The sequence below is a fragment of the Streptococcus sp. HMSC10A01 genome (assembly GCF_001807785.1).
GTDB lineage: Bacteria > Bacillota > Bacilli > Lactobacillales > Streptococcaceae > Streptococcus > Streptococcus gordonii.
In genome coordinates this window covers 212362-234360 of the sequence record NZ_KV790965.1, presented here as the reverse complement: position 1 = coordinate 234360, position 21999 = coordinate 212362, and the positions used below count along the sequence as shown (strand labels likewise).

At 41.0% G+C, this 21999-nt stretch carries 21 protein-coding genes, 1 tRNA gene and 1 other RNA gene; 4 read left to right on the top strand and 19 right to left on the bottom strand.

All coding sequences use genetic code 11. From position 1 onward, the window contains the following. Positions 1-6 precede the first annotated feature (6 nt). From HMPREF3108_RS02735 to dnaG, 7 genes are all read right to left on the bottom strand, one after another. Positions 7-705: an LrgB family protein gene (locus tag HMPREF3108_RS02735; protein WP_045504804.1), complete on the bottom strand. Its 699-nt coding sequence runs from the start codon at positions 703-705 to the stop codon at positions 7-9. After that, positions 698-1078, bottom strand: coding sequence for a CidA/LrgA family protein (locus HMPREF3108_RS02730; protein ID WP_008809214.1), 381 nt, complete (start codon positions 1076-1078; stop codon positions 698-700). Before HMPREF3108_RS02730 ends, HMPREF3108_RS02735 begins: the two co-directional genes overlap by 8 nt. Before the next feature lie 215 nt (positions 1079-1293). Beyond that, positions 1294-1381: transfer RNA gene (locus HMPREF3108_RS02725), tRNA-Ser, on the bottom strand. 8 nt (positions 1382-1389) lie between these two features. Then, positions 1390-1738: a transfer-messenger RNA gene (gene ssrA / locus HMPREF3108_RS02720) on the bottom strand. A 114-nt stretch (positions 1739-1852) separates the two neighbouring features. After that, the gene (locus HMPREF3108_RS02715) at positions 1853-2191 is read right to left on the bottom strand and encodes a metal-sulfur cluster assembly factor (RefSeq protein ID WP_012000664.1); all 339 of its coding nucleotides are present in this window, start codon (positions 2189-2191) and stop codon (positions 1853-1855) included. A gap of 52 nt (positions 2192-2243) precedes the next feature. Next, positions 2244-3356: an RNA polymerase sigma factor RpoD gene (gene rpoD / locus HMPREF3108_RS02710; RefSeq protein ID WP_008809216.1), complete on the bottom strand. Its 1113-nt coding sequence runs from the start codon at positions 3354-3356 to the stop codon at positions 2244-2246. Between the two features lie 2 nt (positions 3357-3358). Then, a complete protein-coding gene (gene dnaG, locus HMPREF3108_RS02705) occupies positions 3359-5140 on the bottom strand; it encodes a DNA primase (protein WP_305366742.1) in 1782 nt (593 codons plus the stop codon). Positions 5141-5345: 205 nt separating this feature from the next. Between dnaG and mscL the strand changes: the two genes are divergently transcribed. Next, positions 5346-5726 (top strand): large conductance mechanosensitive channel protein MscL, encoded by a 381-nt coding sequence (mscL, locus tag HMPREF3108_RS02700; RefSeq protein ID WP_045635275.1) that lies wholly within the window; start codon positions 5346-5348, stop codon positions 5724-5726. Between the two features lie 111 nt (positions 5727-5837). On the opposite strand, the gene rpsU is transcribed toward mscL, so the two are convergent. The 6 genes from rpsU to HMPREF3108_RS02670 form a co-directional block, all read right to left on the bottom strand. After that, the gene (gene rpsU / locus HMPREF3108_RS02695) at positions 5838-6014 is read right to left on the bottom strand and encodes a 30S ribosomal protein S21 (protein WP_000048054.1); all 177 of its coding nucleotides are present in this window, start codon (positions 6012-6014) and stop codon (positions 5838-5840) included. Positions 6015-6140: 126 nt separating this feature from the next. After that, positions 6141-6824, bottom strand: coding sequence for a DUF4956 domain-containing protein (locus tag HMPREF3108_RS02690; protein WP_045635274.1), 684 nt, complete (start codon positions 6822-6824; stop codon positions 6141-6143). A 10-nt stretch (positions 6825-6834) separates the two neighbouring features. Further along, entirely contained in the window at positions 6835-7566 is a 732-nt protein-coding gene (locus HMPREF3108_RS02685) for a polyphosphate polymerase domain-containing protein (RefSeq protein WP_070493204.1), read from the bottom strand. A 209-nt stretch (positions 7567-7775) separates the two neighbouring features. Continuing rightward, on the bottom strand, positions 7776-9218 hold the full coding sequence (locus HMPREF3108_RS02680) for a M56 family metallopeptidase (protein WP_061602123.1): 1443 nt from the start codon (positions 9216-9218) through the stop codon (positions 7776-7778). Positions 9219-9232: 14 nt separating this feature from the next. Then, positions 9233-9610, bottom strand: a complete 378-nt coding sequence (locus HMPREF3108_RS02675; RefSeq protein ID WP_008809223.1) for a BlaI/MecI/CopY family transcriptional regulator — start codon at positions 9608-9610, stop codon at positions 9233-9235. Between the two features lie 109 nt (positions 9611-9719). Further along, on the bottom strand, positions 9720-10073 hold the full coding sequence (locus HMPREF3108_RS02670) for a DUF1304 domain-containing protein (protein ID WP_045773326.1): 354 nt from the start codon (positions 10071-10073) through the stop codon (positions 9720-9722). A 192-nt stretch (positions 10074-10265) separates the two neighbouring features. On the opposite strand from HMPREF3108_RS02670, the gene HMPREF3108_RS02665 reads away from it, so the two are divergent. From HMPREF3108_RS02665 to HMPREF3108_RS02655, 3 genes are all read left to right on the top strand, one after another. Continuing rightward, positions 10266-11582, top strand: a complete 1317-nt coding sequence (locus HMPREF3108_RS02665; protein ID WP_048780169.1) for an FAD-containing oxidoreductase — start codon at positions 10266-10268, stop codon at positions 11580-11582. Positions 11583-11694: 112 nt separating this feature from the next. After that, complete coding sequence (locus HMPREF3108_RS02660) at positions 11695-12663, top strand: NAD(P)/FAD-dependent oxidoreductase (protein WP_048780171.1); 969 nt, start codon at positions 11695-11697, stop codon at positions 12661-12663. Between the two features lie 381 nt (positions 12664-13044). After that, positions 13045-14571 carry an ATP-binding cassette domain-containing protein gene (locus tag HMPREF3108_RS02655; protein WP_070493201.1) on the top strand — a complete coding sequence of 509 codons (1527 nt, stop codon included), beginning with the start codon at positions 13045-13047 and terminating at the stop codon, positions 14569-14571. A 75-nt stretch (positions 14572-14646) separates the two neighbouring features. Here HMPREF3108_RS02655 and HMPREF3108_RS02650 read toward each other — a convergent pair whose 3' ends face one another. The 6 genes from HMPREF3108_RS02650 to HMPREF3108_RS02625 form a co-directional block, all read right to left on the bottom strand. Next, the gene (locus HMPREF3108_RS02650) at positions 14647-16383 is read right to left on the bottom strand and encodes an ABC transporter ATP-binding protein (protein ID WP_070493198.1); all 1737 of its coding nucleotides are present in this window, start codon (positions 16381-16383) and stop codon (positions 14647-14649) included. Beyond that, positions 16373-18115, bottom strand: a complete 1743-nt coding sequence (locus HMPREF3108_RS02645) for an ABC transporter ATP-binding protein (protein WP_070493195.1) — start codon at positions 18113-18115, stop codon at positions 16373-16375. Before HMPREF3108_RS02645 ends, HMPREF3108_RS02650 begins: the two co-directional genes overlap by 11 nt. Positions 18116-18211: 96 nt before the next feature. Next, positions 18212-19399 carry an MFS transporter gene (locus HMPREF3108_RS02640; RefSeq protein WP_070493192.1) on the bottom strand — a complete coding sequence of 396 codons (1188 nt, stop codon included), beginning with the start codon at positions 19397-19399 and terminating at the stop codon, positions 18212-18214. Positions 19400-19555: 156 nt separating this feature from the next. Then, complete coding sequence (asnS, locus tag HMPREF3108_RS02635; RefSeq protein ID WP_048774645.1) at positions 19556-20902, bottom strand: asparagine--tRNA ligase; 1347 nt, start codon at positions 20900-20902, stop codon at positions 19556-19558. Between the two features lie 21 nt (positions 20903-20923). Then, positions 20924-21289, bottom strand: coding sequence for a VOC family protein (locus HMPREF3108_RS02630; RefSeq protein ID WP_048780183.1), 366 nt, complete (start codon positions 21287-21289; stop codon positions 20924-20926). Between the two features lie 198 nt (positions 21290-21487). Continuing rightward, positions 21488-21958, bottom strand: a complete 471-nt coding sequence (locus HMPREF3108_RS02625; protein ID WP_048780185.1) for a hypothetical protein — start codon at positions 21956-21958, stop codon at positions 21488-21490. Positions 21959-21999: the final 41 nt, after the last annotated feature.

The window sequence follows — 21999 nt, the reverse complement described above, 5'->3', positions numbered from 1 at the left end:
TCCCTCTTATTTTCCTAAAATGAGTCCAGCAATTAAAGGACTGACAAAAACATACATTAAACCTGTCACTCCAATGGCCAAACCAGCCATAGCTCCCTCAACTTGACCATATTTAAAGGCTGCTCCTGTTCCGACTGCATGACCTGTTCCCCCAAGTGCTAAGCCAATAGCAACAGGATCTTCAATTTTAAGAAGTTTTAAAATAGTCGGCCCCATAACACTTGTCAAAATCCCTGTCGCTACAACAACTACTAAAGTAATTGTTGTGATCCCCTGCATCTTATCAACAATACCAACTGCCATTGCAGTGGTTACTGACTTTGGAAACAAAGAAATAGCAAGGAAAAAGTCCATTCCAAAAAATTTTGCTACAAGTGCCGTAAAACTTGTATTTACCAAAACTGATAAAGAGATACCTAATAAGATACTTCTAGCGTGGTGTTTCATTAAATGGAAAGTCTTGTAAAGCGGAATCCCTAATGCAACAGTCGAAGGAACAATCAGATTATTCAAATATGATCCTCCGATATAATAATCCTTGTAAGAAATCCCAGTCCAAGATAAAAAGAGAATCACTAAAATTGTTGCCAAAAGTAGAGGCGTTGTCAAAGGATGTGGAAAACGTCTAAAAATCAACATTCCAATAAGATAAGCTAAGATAGACAAAGCCAAGCCAAACAAAGGATTAGTAACTACACTAGTCATGTCTTGCTCCCCTTTCTTCATAATCACCTTCATAACGTCTCTTAATAAACTGCACTGTATAGGCAATGACCACAACGTTCAGAACAATTGCCAAGACAACAATCAAAATGATGGGCAAGAGATAAGGTGCTATGATATGGAATTTATCCATAATACCTACTGCTGCTGGCAAAAAAAGAATAGTCATATTTGCCAGTAAAAAATTACCAACCATATTTACATGACGTAGGCGTAGCCATTTGAATTCTAAAGCTAAAAATAACAAAATTAATCCAATGATGCTACCTGGTATCGGTAAGTGAAAAATAGTTGAAATTCCCTCTCCAAGCAAAGAAATCGAAAAGATAATCATCAGTTGTACGTATAATTTCATGAAGCCCCCTCACTTTTCTAAGTAACAGTCTACTACTTTTCAGAAAAATTTCAATATGTTTTACAAAAATAAAAAGATGGAAACGAATCCATCTTTCTTCTGCGTATCAGAAAGTCTAAATAGTAGTCCCATTTTATATTTAGTCACCCAATCAGCAAAAAATTCCAATCCTTTTAAGCCAACAAAAAAAACGCCATTGGGTGCCTTAAATACTACGGAAGACATGGGATTCGAACCCACGCACGCTTTTACACGCCTACTGCGTTTCCAACACAGCCTCTTAAGCCTCTTGAGTAATCTTCCATTTTTAAATATGGAGCCGGTGGGAGTCGAACCCACGTCCAAACATCTGCCAACACATTTGTCTACAACCATAGGCTATGTATTGTTTTAACTTGATTTTGACACATAACTCAAGCCCAAATCAAGCGAGTCTATCAATCTCTTGTAAAATCACTAGACAAGATTCTACCGTAGCTTGCTAATAATAAGACCTGTCATCAGACACAAGCAATCCGAATCGGGTCACGCCCGCTGGTTTTTAGGCAGCTAAAGCGTAAGAAGTATTATTTTTTGCAGTTATATTTAACTGGCGTTTTACATCCGCTAGATGAGTCGCAAAATATGCCTCATAATGCCTGTCGAATCCGTAACGACCCCAAGACAATAAAATTATTATATCATATTTCAGCAAAATTGCAATTTTTTCAGATCAGATATTTATGATTTACTTTAATAAAAAATCTCGAACCCAGTTAGATTCGAGATTAATTATTATTTGATTCCAAGTGCAATTCTTGCGTAACGGCTCATTTTTTCAACAGTCCAAGCAGGATACCAAACTAGCTTAACTTCAACCTTAGTTACTTCTGGAATTTCTTCAAGAGCATCGTGGATTTGATCTGTCAGTAGATCAGCCAAAGGACATCCCATAGTTGTTAGAGTCATGTCGATTTCTGTCTCACCATTTTCTTCGTTGAAACGAATTTCATAAATGAGTCCCAGATTGACAATATCAATACCCAACTCAGGGTCAATGACTTGTTCCAAACTTTCAAGAATACGGTTTTTAATGCCATCAATTTCTTCTGCTGTATATTTTTGCTCTGCCATCCTATCATCTCCTATTTAGTTCATATCTATAGAATCTAGATTTCATCATTTTTTAATCTTCAATGAAATCACGGAGTGGCTTGCTACGGCTTGGGTGGCGTAGTTTACGTAGAGCTTTAGCTTCAATTTGGCGAATGCGTTCACGTGTCACATTGAAAACTTTACCAACATCTTCCAAGGTCCGCATTTTACCATCATCCAAACCAAAACGCAGACGAAGAACATTTTCTTCACGATCTGTAAGAGTGTCTAAAACTTCATCCAGCTGCTCACGAAGAACAACACGAGTTGTGTAATCAACTGGATTTTCAATTACTTCGTCTTCGATAAAGTCACCCAGATGGCTATCATCTTCCTCACCGATAGGTGTTTCCAGAGAAACTGGCTCCTGGGCAATCTTGAGAATCTCACGAACCTTATCTGGTGTCATATCCATACGCTCAGCAATCTGCTCAGGCGTTGGATCTTGGCCTAATTCTTGCAAGAGATTGCGTTGCTCACGAACTAGCTTGTTAATCGTTTCTACCATGTGAACTGGGATTCGGATTGTTCTAGCTTGGTCAGCAATCGCACGGGTAATGGCCTGACGGATCCACCAAGTTGCATACGTTGAAAACTTAAATCCTTTGGTATAGTCAAACTTGTCAACGGCCTTCATCAAGCCCATATTTCCTTCTTGGATCAAGTCAAGGAACTGCATGCCACGTCCAACATAACGTTTAGCAATAGAAACTACCAAGCGAAGGTTGGCTTCAGCCAAACGTTGCTTAGCCTCAGTATCGCCCTGCTCTACCAAGATTGCCAATTCTTGCTCTTCTTCGTTTGTCAAAAGTGGAACGACTCCAATTTCTTTCAGATACATACGAACAGGATCGTTGACTTTAGCTGAATTGCTACCTAAAAGTTCTTCATCAGTTAGCTCTGCTTCTTCCTCTTCGTTGTGTAAAACACGTGCACTTGGATTCCCTTCTTTATCTGTAATAGAAATCCCTGCATCTTGGATACGTTGCAATAGATCTTCGATACCATCTGCATCTAAGGTAAAAGGAATAATCAATTTATCATTAATTTCATCATCAATTGCCGTACCAGTTTTTTTATGGTTTCGAATAAATTCTGCAACTTGTACGTCAAATGTTGTTACTTCTTTTTGTTTTGTAGCCATTCCTACTCCATTCTTCTTTTCTGAGCGATCAAGCGCTCCAGTTCTTCAATAGCCGTATCAACATCACCATTATGAGATGCTTCTCGGACTTTTTTCCCAATTATTTGATTTTCCCTACGGAGCAATTCTTTATCTCTGATAGACTCTACTTCTGCCAACTCATTATCCGCAATTTCGCTAGGTAAATCTTCTTCTAAAATACGATACCAGGCTTGCTGGACTCCATCTGATTGCTCAGACAAATCGTGTGATGTCACCTCACCATTTTCGCAAAGTATCTGGTATAGAATCTGTAATTCAGGTGTTGCAAACTGGAAATCTTCTCTCAAACGGTAATCATTCAAAACTATAGGATATTCAACCATTCGATTAAGAAGGTGATTCTCAGCTTTTACTAAACGAGACACTTGCTTAGAAAGCGGAAGATTTGTCTGAAAACGAGGCTGTTGATAAACCTGTTCCTGCTGACTCTTTCGATTACTTAAGCGACTATTGTTAACCGCCTGCTCAACTTGCTGGTAATCAAAGTCTGGTAGAAGCTCTGCCAGCATATAAATATACGAATTCTGCGCCGTAATCGATGTGGCCTGAGCAATAATCGGAGCCATTTTCTCAACAAATTCAATCTGAGCTTGTAGATTCTCAGTATTTTCCGGTTTTAGATAGCGAATTAGAAACTCAACATCACTTATCCGAGTTTTGGTTAGCAAATATTGCAGTTCATCAGGAGAATTTTTTTGAACAAATTCATCTGGATCCATCTGATCTGGAATAGAGACAATCTCAACAGATAAATCTTTTAATTCATCCAAAGCTTTAACAGTTGCTGCCTGTCCAGCCTTATCACCATCGTAAGATAAAATAACCTTTTTACAATACTTGCTAAGATGCTGAACATGTTCATGTGTCAAGGCCGTCCCCATTGAAGCGACTGCATTTTCGATACCTGCCCGGTAAGCAGCAATGACATCCATGAAACCTTCCATCAGATAGACTTCATGACTTTTCTTTATGGTTGGTTTTGCCTTGTCCAAATGATAGAGTTCATAGCTCTTATTGAAAATAGCTGTGCTACGACTATTTTTATACTTAGCTTGATGACCATCAGTCGGAGGGGATTCCTCCCAAATCCTTCCGGAAAATGCTACTACCTGGCCATTATCATTGGCCAAAGGAAACATGATACGATTTTGAAAAGCATCATAAACTAGATTACTTTCTGCTAGATTAAACAGACCCGAATTCATAATGGTTGCTTCATCAAATTTTCCAACCATACTCTGATAAAGATAGTTGCCCTCACTAGGGGCTAAACCAATCTGAAAATGCTTAATGATCTCATCAGTCAATCCACGTTTGTAAAGATAAGATCTGGCTTTTTCTCCCATCTTGGTCGTCATCAAGACAGCGTGATAAAATTTTGCAGCCTCAGTATGAATATCATAGAGAGCTTGATGCGGGTGTTGTCTTTTTGGTTGGGATAGATCATTTTTATCAACTGCAAGTTGAATACTCGATCGTTCAGCAATTATTTGGACGGCTTCCATAAATGAAACGCCACGATATTCTTCGATAAACTTAAAAACATCTCCCGACTTGCCGCAACCAAAACAGTGGTAAAACTGCTTATCTTCAACGACATTAAAGGAAGGTGTCTTTTCTCCATGAAATGGACATAGTCCAAGAAAGTTGCGTCCAGCCTTAGTCAGAGCAACAACTTCTCCTATGACTTCGACGATATTGACGCTGTTTTTAATATCAGAAATGATTTCTTTATCAATCACCCGACAATACCTCCAATTTACCATAGAATACTATGTTATATTTTATAATAAATTAACAGAAAAGTAAAATATCAGCTACAGATTTACAAATAAATAAACTTTAAAAGAAAGACATGAAAATTTAACAATCCTATAAAACCAACCACTTGCAAAAGGTTGTTATTTTCATTATAATAGAGGCTGATTAAAAAAAGGAGATATTTCTATGTTAAAAGATTTAAAAAACTTTTTACTTCGCGGTAACGTAGTTGACCTAGCTGTTGCTGTTATCATTGGTGCTGCTTTCGGTGCAATTGTTACTTCATTGGTAAATGACATTATCACACCACTTATTTTAAACCCAGCCTTGAGCGCTGCTGGTGTAGATAAAATTGCTGAATTATCTTGGAATGGTATTGCCTATGGTAACTTCCTAAGTGCGGTTATTAACTTCCTTGTTATCGGAACAGTTCTTTTCTTCATTGTTAAGGCTGCTGAGAAAGCTCAAAGCTTGGGTAAAAAACAAGAAGAAGTTGTTGAAGAAGAACCAGCTCCAACTGAACTTGAAGTTCTTCAAGAAATCAAAGCTTTACTTGAAAAAAAATAATATAACAAAAAACCTGAAAGTTTATGTTCAGGTTTTTTTTTTATTGCTTTCCTACAATAACGTAATAGTTCTTTAACAAAAAAACAGCCCTGAGGCTGTTTTTTATTTCAATTAGAATTTCTTGCGCTTACGAGCTGCTTCTGATTTACGTTTACGTTTTACAGAAGGCTTTTCATAGAATTCACGTTTGCGTGTTTCTTGAAGAGTACCAGCTTTAGTAACAGCGCGTTTGAAACGGCGAAGAGCGTCATCAAGAGATTCGTTCTTACGTACTACTGTTTTTGACATGTTTTTCACTCCCTTCAAGTTCAGAATCTAGTTAATGATATCATATTAGGGAATTCATGTCAAGTTTTTATTGAATACTATGTGTCTGTTCTTTTGAGATTTCAGAAAATTACTCTAAAATTCACTTTATAATGTTTTTTTCTTTTTAGCAGCTTTGGAAATAGTCATTGACAAAACCTTATCATAGACGAGAAACTGCTGCATGAGCTTACTATCACTTATCTCTGGCAGTAAATCAATCACATATTCCAACTTGATCAATTGCTTTTCTGCTGATTCAATTGATATCATTTCAACACTTTTACAGTTAGCTGAAAAAATAGCTTCAAAGAGCAATTCATAATCAAAATTAGCTGGAACCTTCATTTCCACATATCGTCTTGTCTGGCTAACAGAAGTAAAATTCATTTTTTCAAAAATCAACCAAACAAAGGAAATTGATAGGGTAAAAACGACAGCTAAAGCAACAAATCCCATCCCTGTTGTAATTCCTATGGCTGTTCCCATAAAGACTGCCAAGAGCTCTTTTGATCCTCCTGCAGCAGATCGAAAGCGAATCAAACTAAAAGTTCCCGCTACAGCAACACTGGTACCTAAATTGCCATTAACTAGGAAAATGATAATAGAAATAATAGCAGGTAACAGAGACAAAGTAATCACAAATTCTTTTGTATAAATCGTTTGACGTTTATATACCTTGGCTAAAACAATCCCTAAAATCAAGCTTGTGATCATTGAAAAAATCAGAGCTAAGGGATTAATTTTCACTTCAGCCGAGGAATAAATACTATTAAATAACTGATTGAGCATTGAGATCTCCTTAAGACTTGACTGTGTGGCTTAATCTTTCTCTTGTCTGTAGATATGCTTTGCCATATTTTGAGAAGGATTGATCTATAAGACCAAATTTATTAAGAATATCAGCCATCCATTGAGGATATTGACCAGGAACCTTAATTTCCATAATGACTTTTCCATCTTCTAGCAAAGGCCAGCCATAGCGTCCAGAAGTCAACTCAACATCATAATCTCTATATCGAATATTTGAATCAACGGTCACACGCACCTTCTTATCCTCTAATCCCTTCATAGAATAACGATCATAGCTAATCACCATTTTTGGTTTTAAATCTAGATAGCGTTCTTGTAATGCGACTACTTCTGCCTTCACTCGATCATCAGAAATAGTCGCATCAACTAATCCATTTTCAATGAAATTTACAACCGAAACTGGATTAGAGACTAGGCGATACTTAAATCCAACTTCTTCAGACTTTTTCTTAATTTCTAAGAAAACTTGACAATCATCTGTAGGTTGCTCTGCATAAGTTCTCATCCGTAACTTTTCACGTCCTCCTTTACGAGCAATCGAATCTTGAATCATCTGAAAATCATCATTATCAAAATAGATATTTGTTATAGTGGATCTTGCATAGTCATCAGAAATAAGATAAGGCGCCATCTCAGCCTCTAAACGCTCTAATGTGGCCCGGTCTAAGATATACTTAGTCTCGATACGCTGAAAGTTTGTTTGAATCTTCTTTTGTTTCATGGGGATTCTCCTTTTTTTGTTCTACAAATGTAGTTTAATGATTTAAAAGAAAGAGAGCAACTGCTCAAATCCTAAAAATTTTATTTCTACATTTGTCGTTTATAGTTATATTCTACACTTGTAGTTTTTGTTTGTCAAGAAATTTTTTCAAAAAATATAAAACTCTATCTATTTAGGTTCATATTAAACCTAAATAAATAGAGTTAATTTTAATCATCATCATCCTTATCATCATCGTCGTCTTTATCGTCATCATCTCGAGAAGATGAAGTCTGACTCTTACTTGGTGATGGAACTGTTGTGGCACTTGGACTACTACTAGGGGTTGTCACAGCTGGCTGATTAGTATCTGTTGAAGTATGATTCGAACTTGGGACTTCTTTCTCAACTGTCACAGTCTTTTCGACTACAGTGTGTTGTTTAGATTTTAAAACTTTTCCATTCTTTGCATTGATTAGAACCTCATGGGCAGTTTGACCGTGAGAAAAATAGATTTGATAATTGTCCTTATCTCGAACAATCTTTAAATCTTTAATATCTTTTTCGCTAAGACCTAAATCTTTCAAGGCGACAGCCAAAGCCTGATCTTGACTAAATTCTTTGGATACTTTTTTACTGGTTACTTTCTGTGTTTGTTGAACATTAATTGCAGAAGTTTCAATAGCAAAGACCGAGCTAGTCAAAAGCAAGAGAACTGAAACGGCTACTACAAAAACTGTTGACAAAAACTTCTTAGGCAGACGGCTATCCATAATGCTGATAATCCGTCTCTTTAGATTAAACTTCTCAGAGTAAAAGCAGGTCGTCAAAGCAATCGGCGTCTTTTTACTGCGATCAATCATGGTTAAAATGGTCTCTCCATAAAAAGTCCGGTAATGCATATCCTGATCATTCAAGACATCATAATCACAATATATTTCTCCTACTTCTTGGGTTTCACGACAAGCTAGACGGACTATTGGATTAAACCAATGAAGGCTTTTAACAAGAATTGCCAAAAGATTAACCAAAACATCATAGTGTTTGTAGTGCGTCAGTTCATGCCTGAAAACCAGTTGTAGCTCCTCTTCAGTGTAGTCAGACTCTGGTAATACAATCAATATATCTCTGAAACCAATCAACATAGGGCTTTGTGACATTGGATAGTGAAGCAAACGAACCTTGTTTTTTACTCCCATCTCTTCTTGAATCTTTTGTAATTGAGCCAGAGCTTCTTCATCTTCAACGAGAGTCCCCCAGCGTTTCAGCATCTTTCTAAAAAGAATGTAGGAATAAGCATATCGTGCAATGCTAAAGACAAACCCTAGCAACCATATAGCAATAAGAATCTCGAACCAAGGCAAATTTAGAAAAGCTTGCCATAGATTGGGCTGAATCGTTTTTTCAGAAACTTGAGAAGGCACTTGCGCCGTTCCAGAAGGAAGCTGTGTAGCCACTGTATTGATCGTCGATCCTGCATTCATCCGAATCAAACCTGAACCAAACTGAGGGCGGAATGGGAAAAGAAAACTAAGCAAAACCAAAAACCAAATGACATATTTTGCTCTGGCTGAAACCCTCGTCTTAAAAAGCGCAAAAAGTAAACTAAGCAAGATTACTAAAATCGAGGTAGAAACACTAGTTAACAAAAAAGATAAAAGGAATTGCTTCATGGTGATAACTCCACTTATTTATTCTGATCAAGTAAACTCCTCAACTCATCTAATTCATTGTCAGACAAAGAATTAGATGAAAAGAGAGTTTTAACAAGGCCACCCATGGAATGACCACTATAACGCTTTAGAAAATCTGAAGTTTCTACTTCTAGGTATTCATCTTCTGAGATAATGGCCGTATACTGTCTTTCACGTCCCTTACGGACACTTTCTAAAAAGCCTTTTTCCGTCAATCGAGCTAAGACAGTTAACAGGGTCTGGGGTTTCCAATGGTTATCTTCGCCCAGTTTTTCCATAATTTGGGCAGAAGTTGTTGGGTTTGGCAATTGCCAAATTACTTTTAAAATAGTAAATTCTCCGTCAGGCAAACGTTTAATGGATGTTTTCATAGTCTTCCCGTCTTTCTATATTCTATTCTCATCTTTATTCTACACTTGTCTAATTAAAAAGTCAATCCTTATGCAAAAAAGAGTGAGAAATAAAATACTCCCACTCTTTTTAGAAAAATAAACTGATTAAGGTCAGTATAGCTAACCCTCCCTGCTTAAGCAAGATTTTCGGATCACTAGTCAATGCTCCATAGGCCGCCACTAAGATAATGTAAATCATAAAGATAGCCATCCAAAAAGAATCTTGGGTAAAAACAGCTAGTAAAACCAAGACAGCAATCAAACCATTATAGACTCCTTGGTTTTTAAAAAGAGTGTTAACCGATTCCCTCTCAAGCTCCTCCTGAGTCATGTTAAAGACTCGAGCTGTTATTTTTGAAGCTGTTGCAAATGTCTCCAAATACATGATATAAAAAAATTCTAAAGAAACTAAAATTGCTGAAATAATAGTAAATATAGACATCTTGTCCTCCTTCTTTTAAAACCTAATTTAATCAGTATAACATAGAAATCAACATGAAAGGAAAATATTGCTCAAAACGTATACATATCACTTTTAAATGTCAAATAAAGAGCATAAATAAAATAGGCGTAGCAGAAATCAGCAATTTCTGACTAGATGTGATACAATCTTTTTGAAAAATGGAGGTAAATTATGTTAACTTATGATCTGATTGTTATCGGCTTTGGTAAGGCTGGTAAAACATTGGCTGCTAAAATGGCAACCCAAGGAAAAAAAGTTGCTTTGATTGAGCGAAGCAAGGCTATGTATGGGGGAACCTGTATCAATATCGCCTGCATCCCAACCAAAACTCTCTTAGTCGCAGCTGAAAAGGGCTTAACTTTTGACCAAGTCATAGCTGAAAAGAATGCTGTAACTAGCCGCCTTAATAGTAAAAACTATGCAGGAGTTAGCGGTGCTGGTGTCGACATTATCGATGGGGAAGCTCATTTCCTTTCCAACAAAGTCATCGAAATCACAGCTGGTGATGAAAAAGAGGAACTGACTGCTGAGACTATTGTCATCAATACTGGTGCTGTTTCCAATGTCCTACCGATTCCTGGATTGACTGATACTAAAAATGTTTACGATTCAACAGGTATCCAAAACCTGAAAGAACTTCCTAAACGCTTAGGAGTTCTAGGTGGCGGTAATATCGGCCTAGAATTTGCTGGACTCTACAACAAATTGGGCAGTCAAGTAACTGTACTGGATGCTGCACCTGTCTTTCTCCCTCGAGTAGAATCTTCTATCGCTACTCTAGCTAAGAAGTACATGGAAGAAGACGGAATCCAGCTCTTACAAAATGTTCGTACCACACAGGTCAAAAATGATGGTGATGAAGTTGTCGTTGTGACAGAGGATGGAGAATTCCGCTTTGACGCCCTGCTCTATGCTACTGGACGCAAACCGAATATTGAGCCACTTCACTTGGAAAATACTGACATTGAGCTGACAGAACGCGGAGCTATCAAGGTTGATAAACACTTGGAAACATCTGTACCTGGTGTATTTGCAGCGGGTGATGTCAATGGCGGTCTCCAGTTCACTTATATCTCACTGGATGACTTCCGTATCCTTTATAGCTATCTGGCTGGGGATGGCAGCTACACACTAGAAGACCGTAAAAACGTCCCTACTAGCATGTTCATCACACCGCCTTTGGCTCAAATCGGATTGACTGAAAAGGAAGCGCAAGAGCAAGGACTGCCGATTGCAGTTAAAGAGATTCCAGTCGCAGCAATGCCTCGCGGACATGTCAATGCTGACTTACGCGGTGCCTTCAAGGCTGTTGTCAACACTGAAACCAAGGAAATTGTTGGAGCGACTATCTTCTCAGCTGGAGCTCAGGAAATTATCAATATCCTGACTGTAGCCATGGATAATAAGATTCCTTACACTTACTTGAGCAAGCAAATCTTTACCCACCCGACGCTGGCTGAAAACCTCAATGATTTATTTGCTATCTAATTTCAAGCCCCATCAGGGGCTTTTAATATTAGGTAAACTTACTCACTTACATTTCTCCCCCTTTTTGTGGTACAATAATGCTAGTTTATTTTAAAAAAGATTGAGGAAAATTATGTCTGAACTGTATGATATTACGATTGTCGGCGGTGGTCCAGTTGGCCTATTCGCAGCTTTTTATGCTCATCTGCGCCAAGCCAAGGTTAAAATTATTGATTCCCTGCCTCAGCTGGGCGGTCAGCCAGCCATTCTCTATCCAGAGAAGAAGATTCTGGATGTCCCTGGCTTTACCAATCTAAGCGGCGAAGAGTTGACACAGCGTCTAATTGAGCAGCTGGAGACTTTCCAGACTGAGATTTGTCTCAACGAAACAGTGCTGGATATCGTGAAAGGCGAAGAGGGCTTCACTATTACGACTTCTAAAGCGAAACATCAGACCAAAACCATTATCATTGCCATGGGAGGTGGCGCCTTTAAACCAAGAGCTTTGGAGCTAGATGATGCTGAAAGCTACAGCAACCTCCACTATCATGTGTCAAATATCAGCCAGTACGCTGGCAAAAAGGTTGTTGTTCTGGGAGGCGGCGACTCGGCTGTTGACTGGGCACTAGCTTTTGAAAAAATCGCAAAAACCAGCCTGGTTCATCGTCGGGACAACTTCCGGGCTTTGGAGCATAGTGTGGAGGAACTCAAGGCTTCCAGCGTTGAGATTAAGACACCATTTGTACCCAGTCGATTGGTCGGTGAAAATGGCAAAATTACCCACTTGGAAATCAGCCAGGTCAAGGGAGAGGAAAGTCAGCTTTTACCTCTAGATCATCTCTTTGTCAATTACGGTTTTAAATCCTCTGTCGGCAATCTCAAAGATTGGGGCTTGGAACTCAACCGTCACAAGATTTTGGTCAATAGCAAGCAAGAAACCTCCGTACCAGGTATCTATGCTACTGGAGATTGTTGCAGCTACGAAGGTAAGATCGACTTAATTGCGACTGGACTCGGTGAGGCACCTACTGCTGTCAACAATGCCATTAACCATATCTACCCTGATCAAAAGGTCCAACCCAAACATTCTACAAGCTTATAATATAAAAACGCAATCGAGGTTGGGATATCCTGTCTCAGCCTTCTTTTCTATTGACTTTCTTAGCTCCTTCTGCTAGACTTAAGGCAGAACTATTTCGGAGGTACACGGAGACATGAAAAATTAAGTCTATTTTTTAAAGGAAACTTTATTTAGTAGATTTTGTCATGTTTCTGCATATCCGCGGGATGTTCATTTTTTGTGCTTTCTAGCTTCTATTTGCTTATCTTTAGTTTAATCCTGTCGCTCCTATGACAGTGCAAGCTGGAAGCCTATAGACGAATAATCCTACTTAGACACTCCTGTGTCTGATTTGTGCAATAAAAAACAGCTCTGCTAAATAAAGCAGAGCTGTTTTTTGTTTTAAAAATGAAGGAGACATCTATGCTTCAAATAAGAAATCTAACGATTACCCACCTAAAAGATCTGAAAGAGTTAGTCAAAGATTTGTCACTGACTGTCAATCAAGGAGACAAGATCGCTATTATTGGTGAGGAGGGCAATGGCAAGTCCACCTTGCTCAAGCTCCTACTTGACGAGCGACTGGTCAGTTCCTATGTCAGCTACAGTGGACAGATTGATAAGTCCTATACTGCTGCTGTTTATCTGCCCCAGCAGCTGCCTTCAGAGGATGCCCAACTGACGCTCAATGACTATTTCTTTGCTGATTTTGAGACCGAGCTGGACTATGCCAAGCTCTATCGCTATGCGGGAGAGCTCAACTTTGACAGCCAGCGTTTTGCTAGCCAGCAGCAGCTCTCTAGCCTATCTGGAGGAGAAAAGCTCAAGGTCCAACTCATCAAGAAACTAGCCAGTGATTGGGACATTCTCTTTCTTGACGAGCCCTCTAATGACCTTGATCTCGAAACTCTAACTTGGCTGGAAAACTTTATCAGCCACAGCCAGAGAACGGTCCTTTTCGTCTCTCACGACGAGCACTTTCTCGCTCAAGCCGCGACCAAGATTGTTCATCTGGAGCGAATCAAAAAGAAGCAGGAAGCTAGAACCAGCGTCAAAAGTCTGGACTATGAAAATTATCGCCATCAGCGTCAGGAGGCTTTTGAAAAACAAGGGCAACTAGCACGAAAAGAGCGAGAAGAACACGCTAAGACTATGGAAAAACACCGACGGGTTAAGCAGAGTGTGGAGCATACTTTACGAAACACTCATGACGCTACTGCAGGTCGACTGGTAGCCAAAAAGATGAAAAACGTCCTCTCACAGGGCAAGCGATTCGAAAAGGCAGGTGCTGAAATGACCGAAATCCCGACACAGGAAGATGCCATCAACCTTCACTTCTCAAACATAGAAGCTCTGCCATTGACCAAAAGAATCCTGAAATTAGAAGGAATGAAACTGAAAACAGACGAACGACAACTGTCGAAGAACCTAACTCTGGAGGTCTGCGGTCAGGAAAAAATCGGACTGATTGGTGCTAATGGTGCAGGCAAGTCTACTCTGCTGAAGGAAATATGGAAGATCCTGCGTGAGCGGACAGATATGCGGGTCGGCTACATGCCCCAGCATTATGGAGACTTGCTGGCTGATGAGAGCAGCCCTTTGGACTTTCTGGCTCCCTCTGGCGACAAGTCCCAGGAGGAGAAAATCCTGACGCATCTAGCCAGTCTCCAGTTCACGCGCGACGAGGCCCGCCACCCGATTGGGCAGCTTTCTGGTGGCCAAAAAGCCAAGCTCCTCCTACTCAAACTTGTACTAGACCGCCCCAATGTCCTCCTTCTGGACGAACCAACCCGCAACTTCTCTCCCACCTCTCAGCCTCAGGTTCGCAAGCTTTTGACGACCTATCCTGGTGCCATCATAACAGTCTCCCACGACCGCGTCTTTCTCAAAGAAGTCTGCCAGAAGATTTATAAACTGACAGAGACAGGATTGGAGGAAGTTACACTATAAGCAAAAAGAGTTGGAATTTCCAACTCTTTTAGTTTTGTTTAGCATCAATCTATGAACTTTAATAAAGCTCCCCCTCTACTCCTGCGCCGTCTGCATTTGGTAATAAACACCTCTGGCATCCATGATCTCCTGATGATTACCATGTTCGACGATATCACCATCTACCATGACGAGGATGATGTCAGCATTTTGAATAGTAGACAGGCGGTGAGCGATGATAAAGCTAGTTCGTCCCACCATGAGCTTGTTGAAAGCCTCCTGAATCAAGACTTCTGTCCGAGTATCAATGGAGGAAGTCGCCTCATCCAAGATTAGGATTTTAGGAACGGAAAGGAAGACACGGGCAATGGTCAAGAGCTGCCGCTGACCTTGAGACAGGGAGTCCCCAGCATCCGCCAGATAGGTGTCATACCCCTGAGGCAGCTGCTGGATAAAGAAATGCGCATTGGCCGCCTTGGCAGCTGTAATAACCTCTTCTCGGCTAGCGTCTGGCCGGCCAAAAGCTATGTTGTCGTGAATAGTCGCCGTCTTGAGCCAAGTCTCTTGCAGTACCATACCAAACTGCTGACGATAAGCGGCTCTGGTGTAATGCGTTATGGGAGTACCGTCTAGCGAAATAAGACCACTGTCTACATTGTAAAAGCGCATGAGGAGATTGATCAGGGTTGACTTACCCGCACCAGTTGGCCCGACAATTGCGACCTTGCTAGCTGCTGGAATCCTTATATTCAAATCCTGAATTAGCTCTTTTCCAGGCTCATAGCCAAAAGCCACATGCTCAAAGCTAATCTGTCCTTTGACATCTTCCGACTGGAGGATTTCCTGACCGGGCTCTGCTATTTCTTCTTGGTCCAAAACGCTGTAAATCCGCTCCGCACAAGCTAAAGCGCTCTGCAATTCCGACATGACTGACGAAATATCATTGAAAGGCTTGGTGTACTGGTTGACATAGTTGAGAAAGGTTACCAGCTGCCCAACCGTAAAGCCTGTTCCCTGAATGATTCGGACAGACCCAAAGCCCACAATCAAAGCATAGATTAGGGCATTGATAAAACGAGTCGAAGGATTGACCGTTGAAGAATAGAAAATAGCCGCCTGCGAATAGTCTGCATAGGTTTGGTTGCTGCGAGCAAAAGCTGTATCAAACTGCTCCTGAGCATTAAAAGCCTGTATCAGACTTTCCTGGGTCAGACTTTCCTCAATCAGCTGGGTCTGTGCCCCTCTCGCCTGCGTCTGACGTTGGAAAAAGCTAAAACTCTTTCTGGCAATAAAGCGAGCTAAGAAGAGAGAAAGGGGCGTCAAAAGCAAGACCAAAAACAGGAGGAAAAAGTCCAATCTGGCCATGCTAATGATAGTGACTAAGATGGTTAGCAAACCCACAAAGAATTGATTAAAAACCATAAGCAGGCCATTGCTGAGCTGCTCCAAGTCAGTCGTCACCCGACTAACCAAGTCTCCGGTTCCCTGCCGATCTAGATAGGCCAAGGGCAGATAGTGTACTTTCTTGATGACGCCTTGACGGAGCTGCTGGCTATAGCGATAGACCAGCTGATTATAGACCAAGGGATTAAGCCACTGAATCAGAGTATTGGCTAAGATGACCAACAACATCTGACCCAAAATCGGCATCAAATGCTGCTCCGCTTGAGGAAGTAGAACACTATCGACCGCATTCCCGATTAAAACTGGAAGAAGAACAGTCAGAGCCACTTGAGCCACCGTTCCCAGACTAGCTAGGAGAAAGAGCCAGCGCGCCTGCAGCAAATCTCGAGTCAAACGCCTCAAGCTGCTAGGTGATGTCTTATGCTTCATGCTTGCCCTCCTCTCCTTGACTATGCTGTGAGTGATGGATTTCTCGGTAAATGGCAGAGCTGACTAAGAGTTCTTCGTGTCTACCAAGAGCCACCTGTTCTCCCTTATCTAGAACTAAAATTTGATCCGCTGAGCGCAAGCTATTGGTCCGCTGAGAGATCAAGACCAGACTAGTCTCTATCAATTCATTCTTAATAGCCTGCAAGAGTCTAGCCTCTGTCAGATAGTCCAGAGCTGAGGTCGCATCATCTAAAATCAAGAAAGGCGCCCTCCGCAAGACAGCTCTGGCGATGGTTAAACGCTGACGCTGACCACCAGAAAAATTCCGACCAAAGACCTCTACAGTCGCATCCAAGCCACCTTCCTTCTGAGAGACAAAGTCCGCCGCCTGAGCAATCTCTAAAGCCTGCCACAAGTCTGCGTCTGTTGGCTTGCTTAACATGCCCAAGGTCAGATTGGAGCGAACAGTTCCTTGGAAAAGCTCCGCTTTCTGAGGCACCAGACTGATCCAGGACCTCCATTCGCTCAGATTTTGGGGACTGCGTCCTTGGGAAAAGATGGTCAACTGACCAGCAGCCACAGGATAGAGATGAGCCAGCAGCTGGACCAGAGTAGACTTCCCTGAACCTGTCCCGCCAATAACCCCCACAGTCTGACCTCTTTTCAAATCAAAAGTCAGACCAGTCAAGGCTGGGCTAGCTGCATTTGGATAAGAAAAGCTGACTTGCTGGACTTTAATAGCTTGATTAGGCAGAGCTGTTTCCTGCACTAATTCCTGCAGGACATCTTCTTCTGCTTGCTCGAAGACTTGACTGATGCGGCCTGCACTGATATAGCTTTGATTGAGTGAGTTGACTAGCATCGCCAGTTTGAGCAATTCCACCAAAATTTGCAATAAATAATTGACCAAAGCCACTAGCATCCCCTGGGTCAGCAAGCCCTTGCCGATAAAGCTATTCCCCTGCCAAATCACAGCAATCAGAGCACCATTGACTGTGAGAAAGGTCAGAGGGCTAATCAGACTAGCCAGAGCTCCTGTCCTGATTTGCCAGGTTTTATAGAGCTCGTTGCGATTGCGAAAGGTCTGAACCTCGCGCTGGGTCTGACCGAAAGCTCGTATAACCCTCATGCCCTGCAGCTGCTCACGCGTCAGATTGACTAGTTGGTCTGTCAGTTGGCGAATCTTAGCATAGAGGGGATTCATCAGACGAGACATGAAAACGATAATAGCCGTTAAAATTGCCACCATGAGCAAGAACCACAAGGTAATGACCGGGCTGATAGTAAAGGCCATGATGATAGATCCAAAAACGATGATAGGCGCCCGCAGAAAGAGACGAAGAAATTGATTGATTCCCGTCTGGATCTGATAGGTGTCGCTCGTCAGCCGAGTCACCAAGCTAGAAGTCGTCAGCTCATCCCGACTAGCCTTAGGCAAACGCAGGATTTTTTGATAGAGTTCGCTTGTCATCTGACGAGTAAAGCCCACTGCCGCCTTTGACGAATAATACTGGGCTACCACTGCTACCACCACGCCCAGCGCAGCCAAGCCCATCAAAAGAAAAACCATCCAGTAGAGATGGGAGCTGTCCTTTTGGGGAATGGTCTCGTCCACAATTCCCGCAATCAAAAGCGGAACCAAGAGTTCAAAACTGGCCTCCAAGAGCTTAAACAAGGGTCCCAGCAAAGACTCCCTGATATAGCCCTTGAAATATTTCAATAAATCTTTCATACTGCCTACTTCTCCATTAAACTTTATTTATTTTACCATAATTTTTAAAGGCTAAAAAATATTCTCCTTCTGACCAGCAGAAAGAGAACATTGATATTAGACTTCTTGTAAGCTCTGGCTTATTTTCTTTAGACTTATATGTAAAAATGGGGTTACAGCAAATAAAAAGCCGCCCAAAGCTATAAAAGTCCAATCGAAGCCAAAGTGATCAATCAACCAGCCCGTCATAGGGAAAATAACAATCATACTCAGGCTGAACATCATAGAATAGACACTGAGCATGGTAGCCCGTACCTCACTTGGCAGCTGCTTTTGTAAATCGTTGTCAAAAATCGGCTGAAAGAGTGCATACAAGGCGTTGCTGATTAGATAAATCAAAATATAGATGACTGGTGTTCCAAAATAGGAAAACAGGTAAGTCACTCCAGTTAGAAGAACTACTGAAGGAAAAAGTTTCAAGGCAGAATACTTCTTTCCAATCACACTCGCCAGATAGGCAGCTAAGATATTCAAAGCACTGCCAATCAGCATGACTACCGAAATCTGCCAATCTTTTAAGTCGGGCAATTGATTTTGATAGTAAAAATAAAACATACACATCAGTGTTCCGATGATTTGAGAAAGAATCATCCAGATAAAAAGGCTGGGATTTCTCTGCAACTCCTCTTTGACTGCCCAGATAATCTTTTTCATAGTCAGGCGTTCTGCTTTCTCTGCTTTGACACTTGGCTCTTTCAGCATCCAGGTCAAGAAAAGAACGACGATAGAGGTGCCAATCATGATATAGTAGGTCAGATGCAATTGTCCATGGACAAAAAATCCAGCCCAGACTGTTCCCAAAGACCGGGTCGCCTCGGCCACTCCAGACATGAAGCTGGAGATGGACAGGTAACGTTCCTTGAGTCCGGCCTCCACAGATGAATCATAGACCATGGCTGCGCTTGTCCCCGAATCAAAATTATAGGACCAAGCACTAATCACCATAGCCAGTGCATAAACCCAAAAGTTTGCCTGCCCCGCCAACATGAGAACAGAAGACACAATCCCAGCTATCCGGCTCAGATAAAGATTGGTCTTGTAGGAAAAGCGATCCGCCAACATCCCAGAAGGAATTTCACAGATGACACTAGTCGCATGAAAAATACTTTCCAAAAGCCCAATCTGCCAAAGGGACATGCCGTTTTGACTTAGAAATAAAATCCAAAAACTGGTAATGCCTAAAAAGGCAAAAAATTCAACTCCGGCCATCAGGCCGATATTTTTCCGATAACTTCTTTTAAACATATTTTCTCCTTTAACAAGTGTTTTCTAATTTCTATCCTTTGTCACTTGTTAATCTGCTGTTTACATGACTCCTACCTCTTCTTTCTCTAAAATTATGTATTTGGATTATTTCATAGTTTACTGTTGAAAAAACGCCACATGGGCGTTTTCATTGTTTTACGGTTTAATACGGTGCAGCATACGTGGGAATGGAATGGCTTCACGGATATGCTTAGTACCTGCTACAAAGGTTACCATACGCTCGATACCGATACCGAAGCCACCATGTGGAACTGTTCCATACTTACGAAGATCAAGGTAGAATTCATATTCTGTCGTATCCATACCAAGATCATTCATCTTAGCAACAAGAGCATCGTAGTCTTCCTCACGCATAGAACCACCGATGATTTCACCGTAGCCTTCTGGAGCAAGCAAATCTGCACAGAGGACACGGTCTGGATTTCCAGGAACTGGTTTCATATAGAAAGCCTTGATGGCTGCTGGGTAGTTCACGACAAAGGTTGGTACACCAAAGTGGTTGGAAATCCATGTTTCATGTGGAGAACCAAAGTCATCTCCATGTTCCAAATGCTCATAGTCAGCATCTTCATCATTTTCATGCGCTTGCAAAAGATCAATCGCTTCATCATAGCTAACACGCTTGAAAGGCTCTGCAATATAGCGTTTCAGAAGTTCTACATCACGTTCCAAGGTTTCCAAAGCTTGAGGAGCACGGTCAAGAACACCTTGGATCAAAGCTTTAACATAAGCTTCTTGCAGGTCAAGTGACTCATCATGCGTCAAGTATGAGTACTCTGCATCCATCATCCAGAACTCCGTCAAATGACGACGGGTTTTTGATTTTTCGGCACGGAATACAGGACCGAAGTCAAAGACGCGACCAAGAGCCATGGCACCTGCTTCTAGATAAAGCTGACCTGACTGACTCAAGTATGCTGGAGTTCCGAAGTAGTCTGTTTCAAAGAGCTCAGTTGAGTCTTCTGCTGCATTTCCTGACAAGATTGGGCTGTCAAACTTCATAAAGCCATTCTTGTCAAAGAATTCATAGGTAGCATAGATAATGGCATTGCGGATCTGCATCATGGCAACTTGCTTACGAGAACGCAGCCACAAGTGACGGTTGTCCATAAGGAAGTCAGTCCCATGTTCTTTTGGTGTGATTGGATAGTCATTTGACTCTCCGATTACTTCGATATCTGTGATATCCAGCTCATAACCAAATTTTGAACGCTCATCTTCCTTGACGATCCCTGTCACAAAAACAGATGTTTCCTGACTAAGTCGTTTGATAGTATCAAATTTCTCAAGTCCTACTTCTTCACCAAATTTCTCAATGAAGTTAGGTTTGAAGGCGACACCTTGGAAAAAGGCAGAACCATCACGAAGCTGCAAGAAAGCAATCTTACCCTTACCTGACTTATTGGCAACCCAAGCACCAATGGTCACTTCTTGACCAACATGGTCTTTTACATCAATAATCGTTACATATTTGTTTGACACGTTTTTTCTCTTTTCTATTTTTTATTCTTTGTGGCAGACTGCCTCGACATTATTACCGTCTGGATCCAAGACAAAGGCTGCATAATAAGGCTGATGATATTGAGGGCGAATTCCTGGAGCACCATTATCTTTGCCACCCGCTACTAGACCCGCTTGATAAAAAGCATCCACCTGCTCTCTAGTCTCAGCACGAAAGGCAAAATGAGATGCATCTGATTGTCCCTGACTTAACCAAAAATCTCCAGCTGGAGCTGTTTGCGGCTCCGCAAAGCTGACTGCCTGAGGAATTTCAAAGGCAAGTTTGTAGCCTAAAGGCTCTAAAGCTTGCTGATAGAAGAGCTTGCTGGCTTCCAAATCCTTGACTGTAATGCCAAAATGATCAATCATATCTGCCTCCTAGATTGGTTGCTAAATGTCACTTTATTTCAAGACAAATCTTTTGGACATCTGTTCTATATTTTACCATAAAGCGATTGCAATAGCTATCCTTGAAGAGACGAAAATTTAAAATTCTTTAAAAAGCTATCTTTTTCCAAAAATACTATTCTATAAGAAATCAGAAAAAGAAAACAGCTGTTTGGAAAATCAGTCTCCTTTCTTATTTTCAAGCTTCTCAGACTTTTCATAAACCATACTACTTTTCTTAGTATTCACCTCTCTCTTATCATTGACTTCAATATGTACCTTAAAATAAGTCCGCTCAATCTGAGGGTTATAACGAGTCTCATAAACCATAGTAAAGTCTGCATATCCCTTTCCAGAAAGTTCCTGCTCTGAAGGTCCACCGACAGAATTTTTCAAATGCTCGCTATTTAAAGTTCGTAACTTTAATTCTAACCCTGGTTGATAATCGTTCAAGTACCAATCCATTCGGGTTGATGCATTTTCTTCAAAAAGGATCCGGTACTGCCTACCCTTGGCTTGTAAGCTATAAGTAGGTTCGCCAGGCTTTGATTCAGAAATAGTTGTCCACCCTTGCTCAGCATTAAGGAAAGAACAAGCCGTCAATAGGACCAAATATATTATTAGGTTTAAAAATATCAAACTACGTTTCATGCTACATTCCTTTCTAATAGAAATCAAAACATATATTAGAT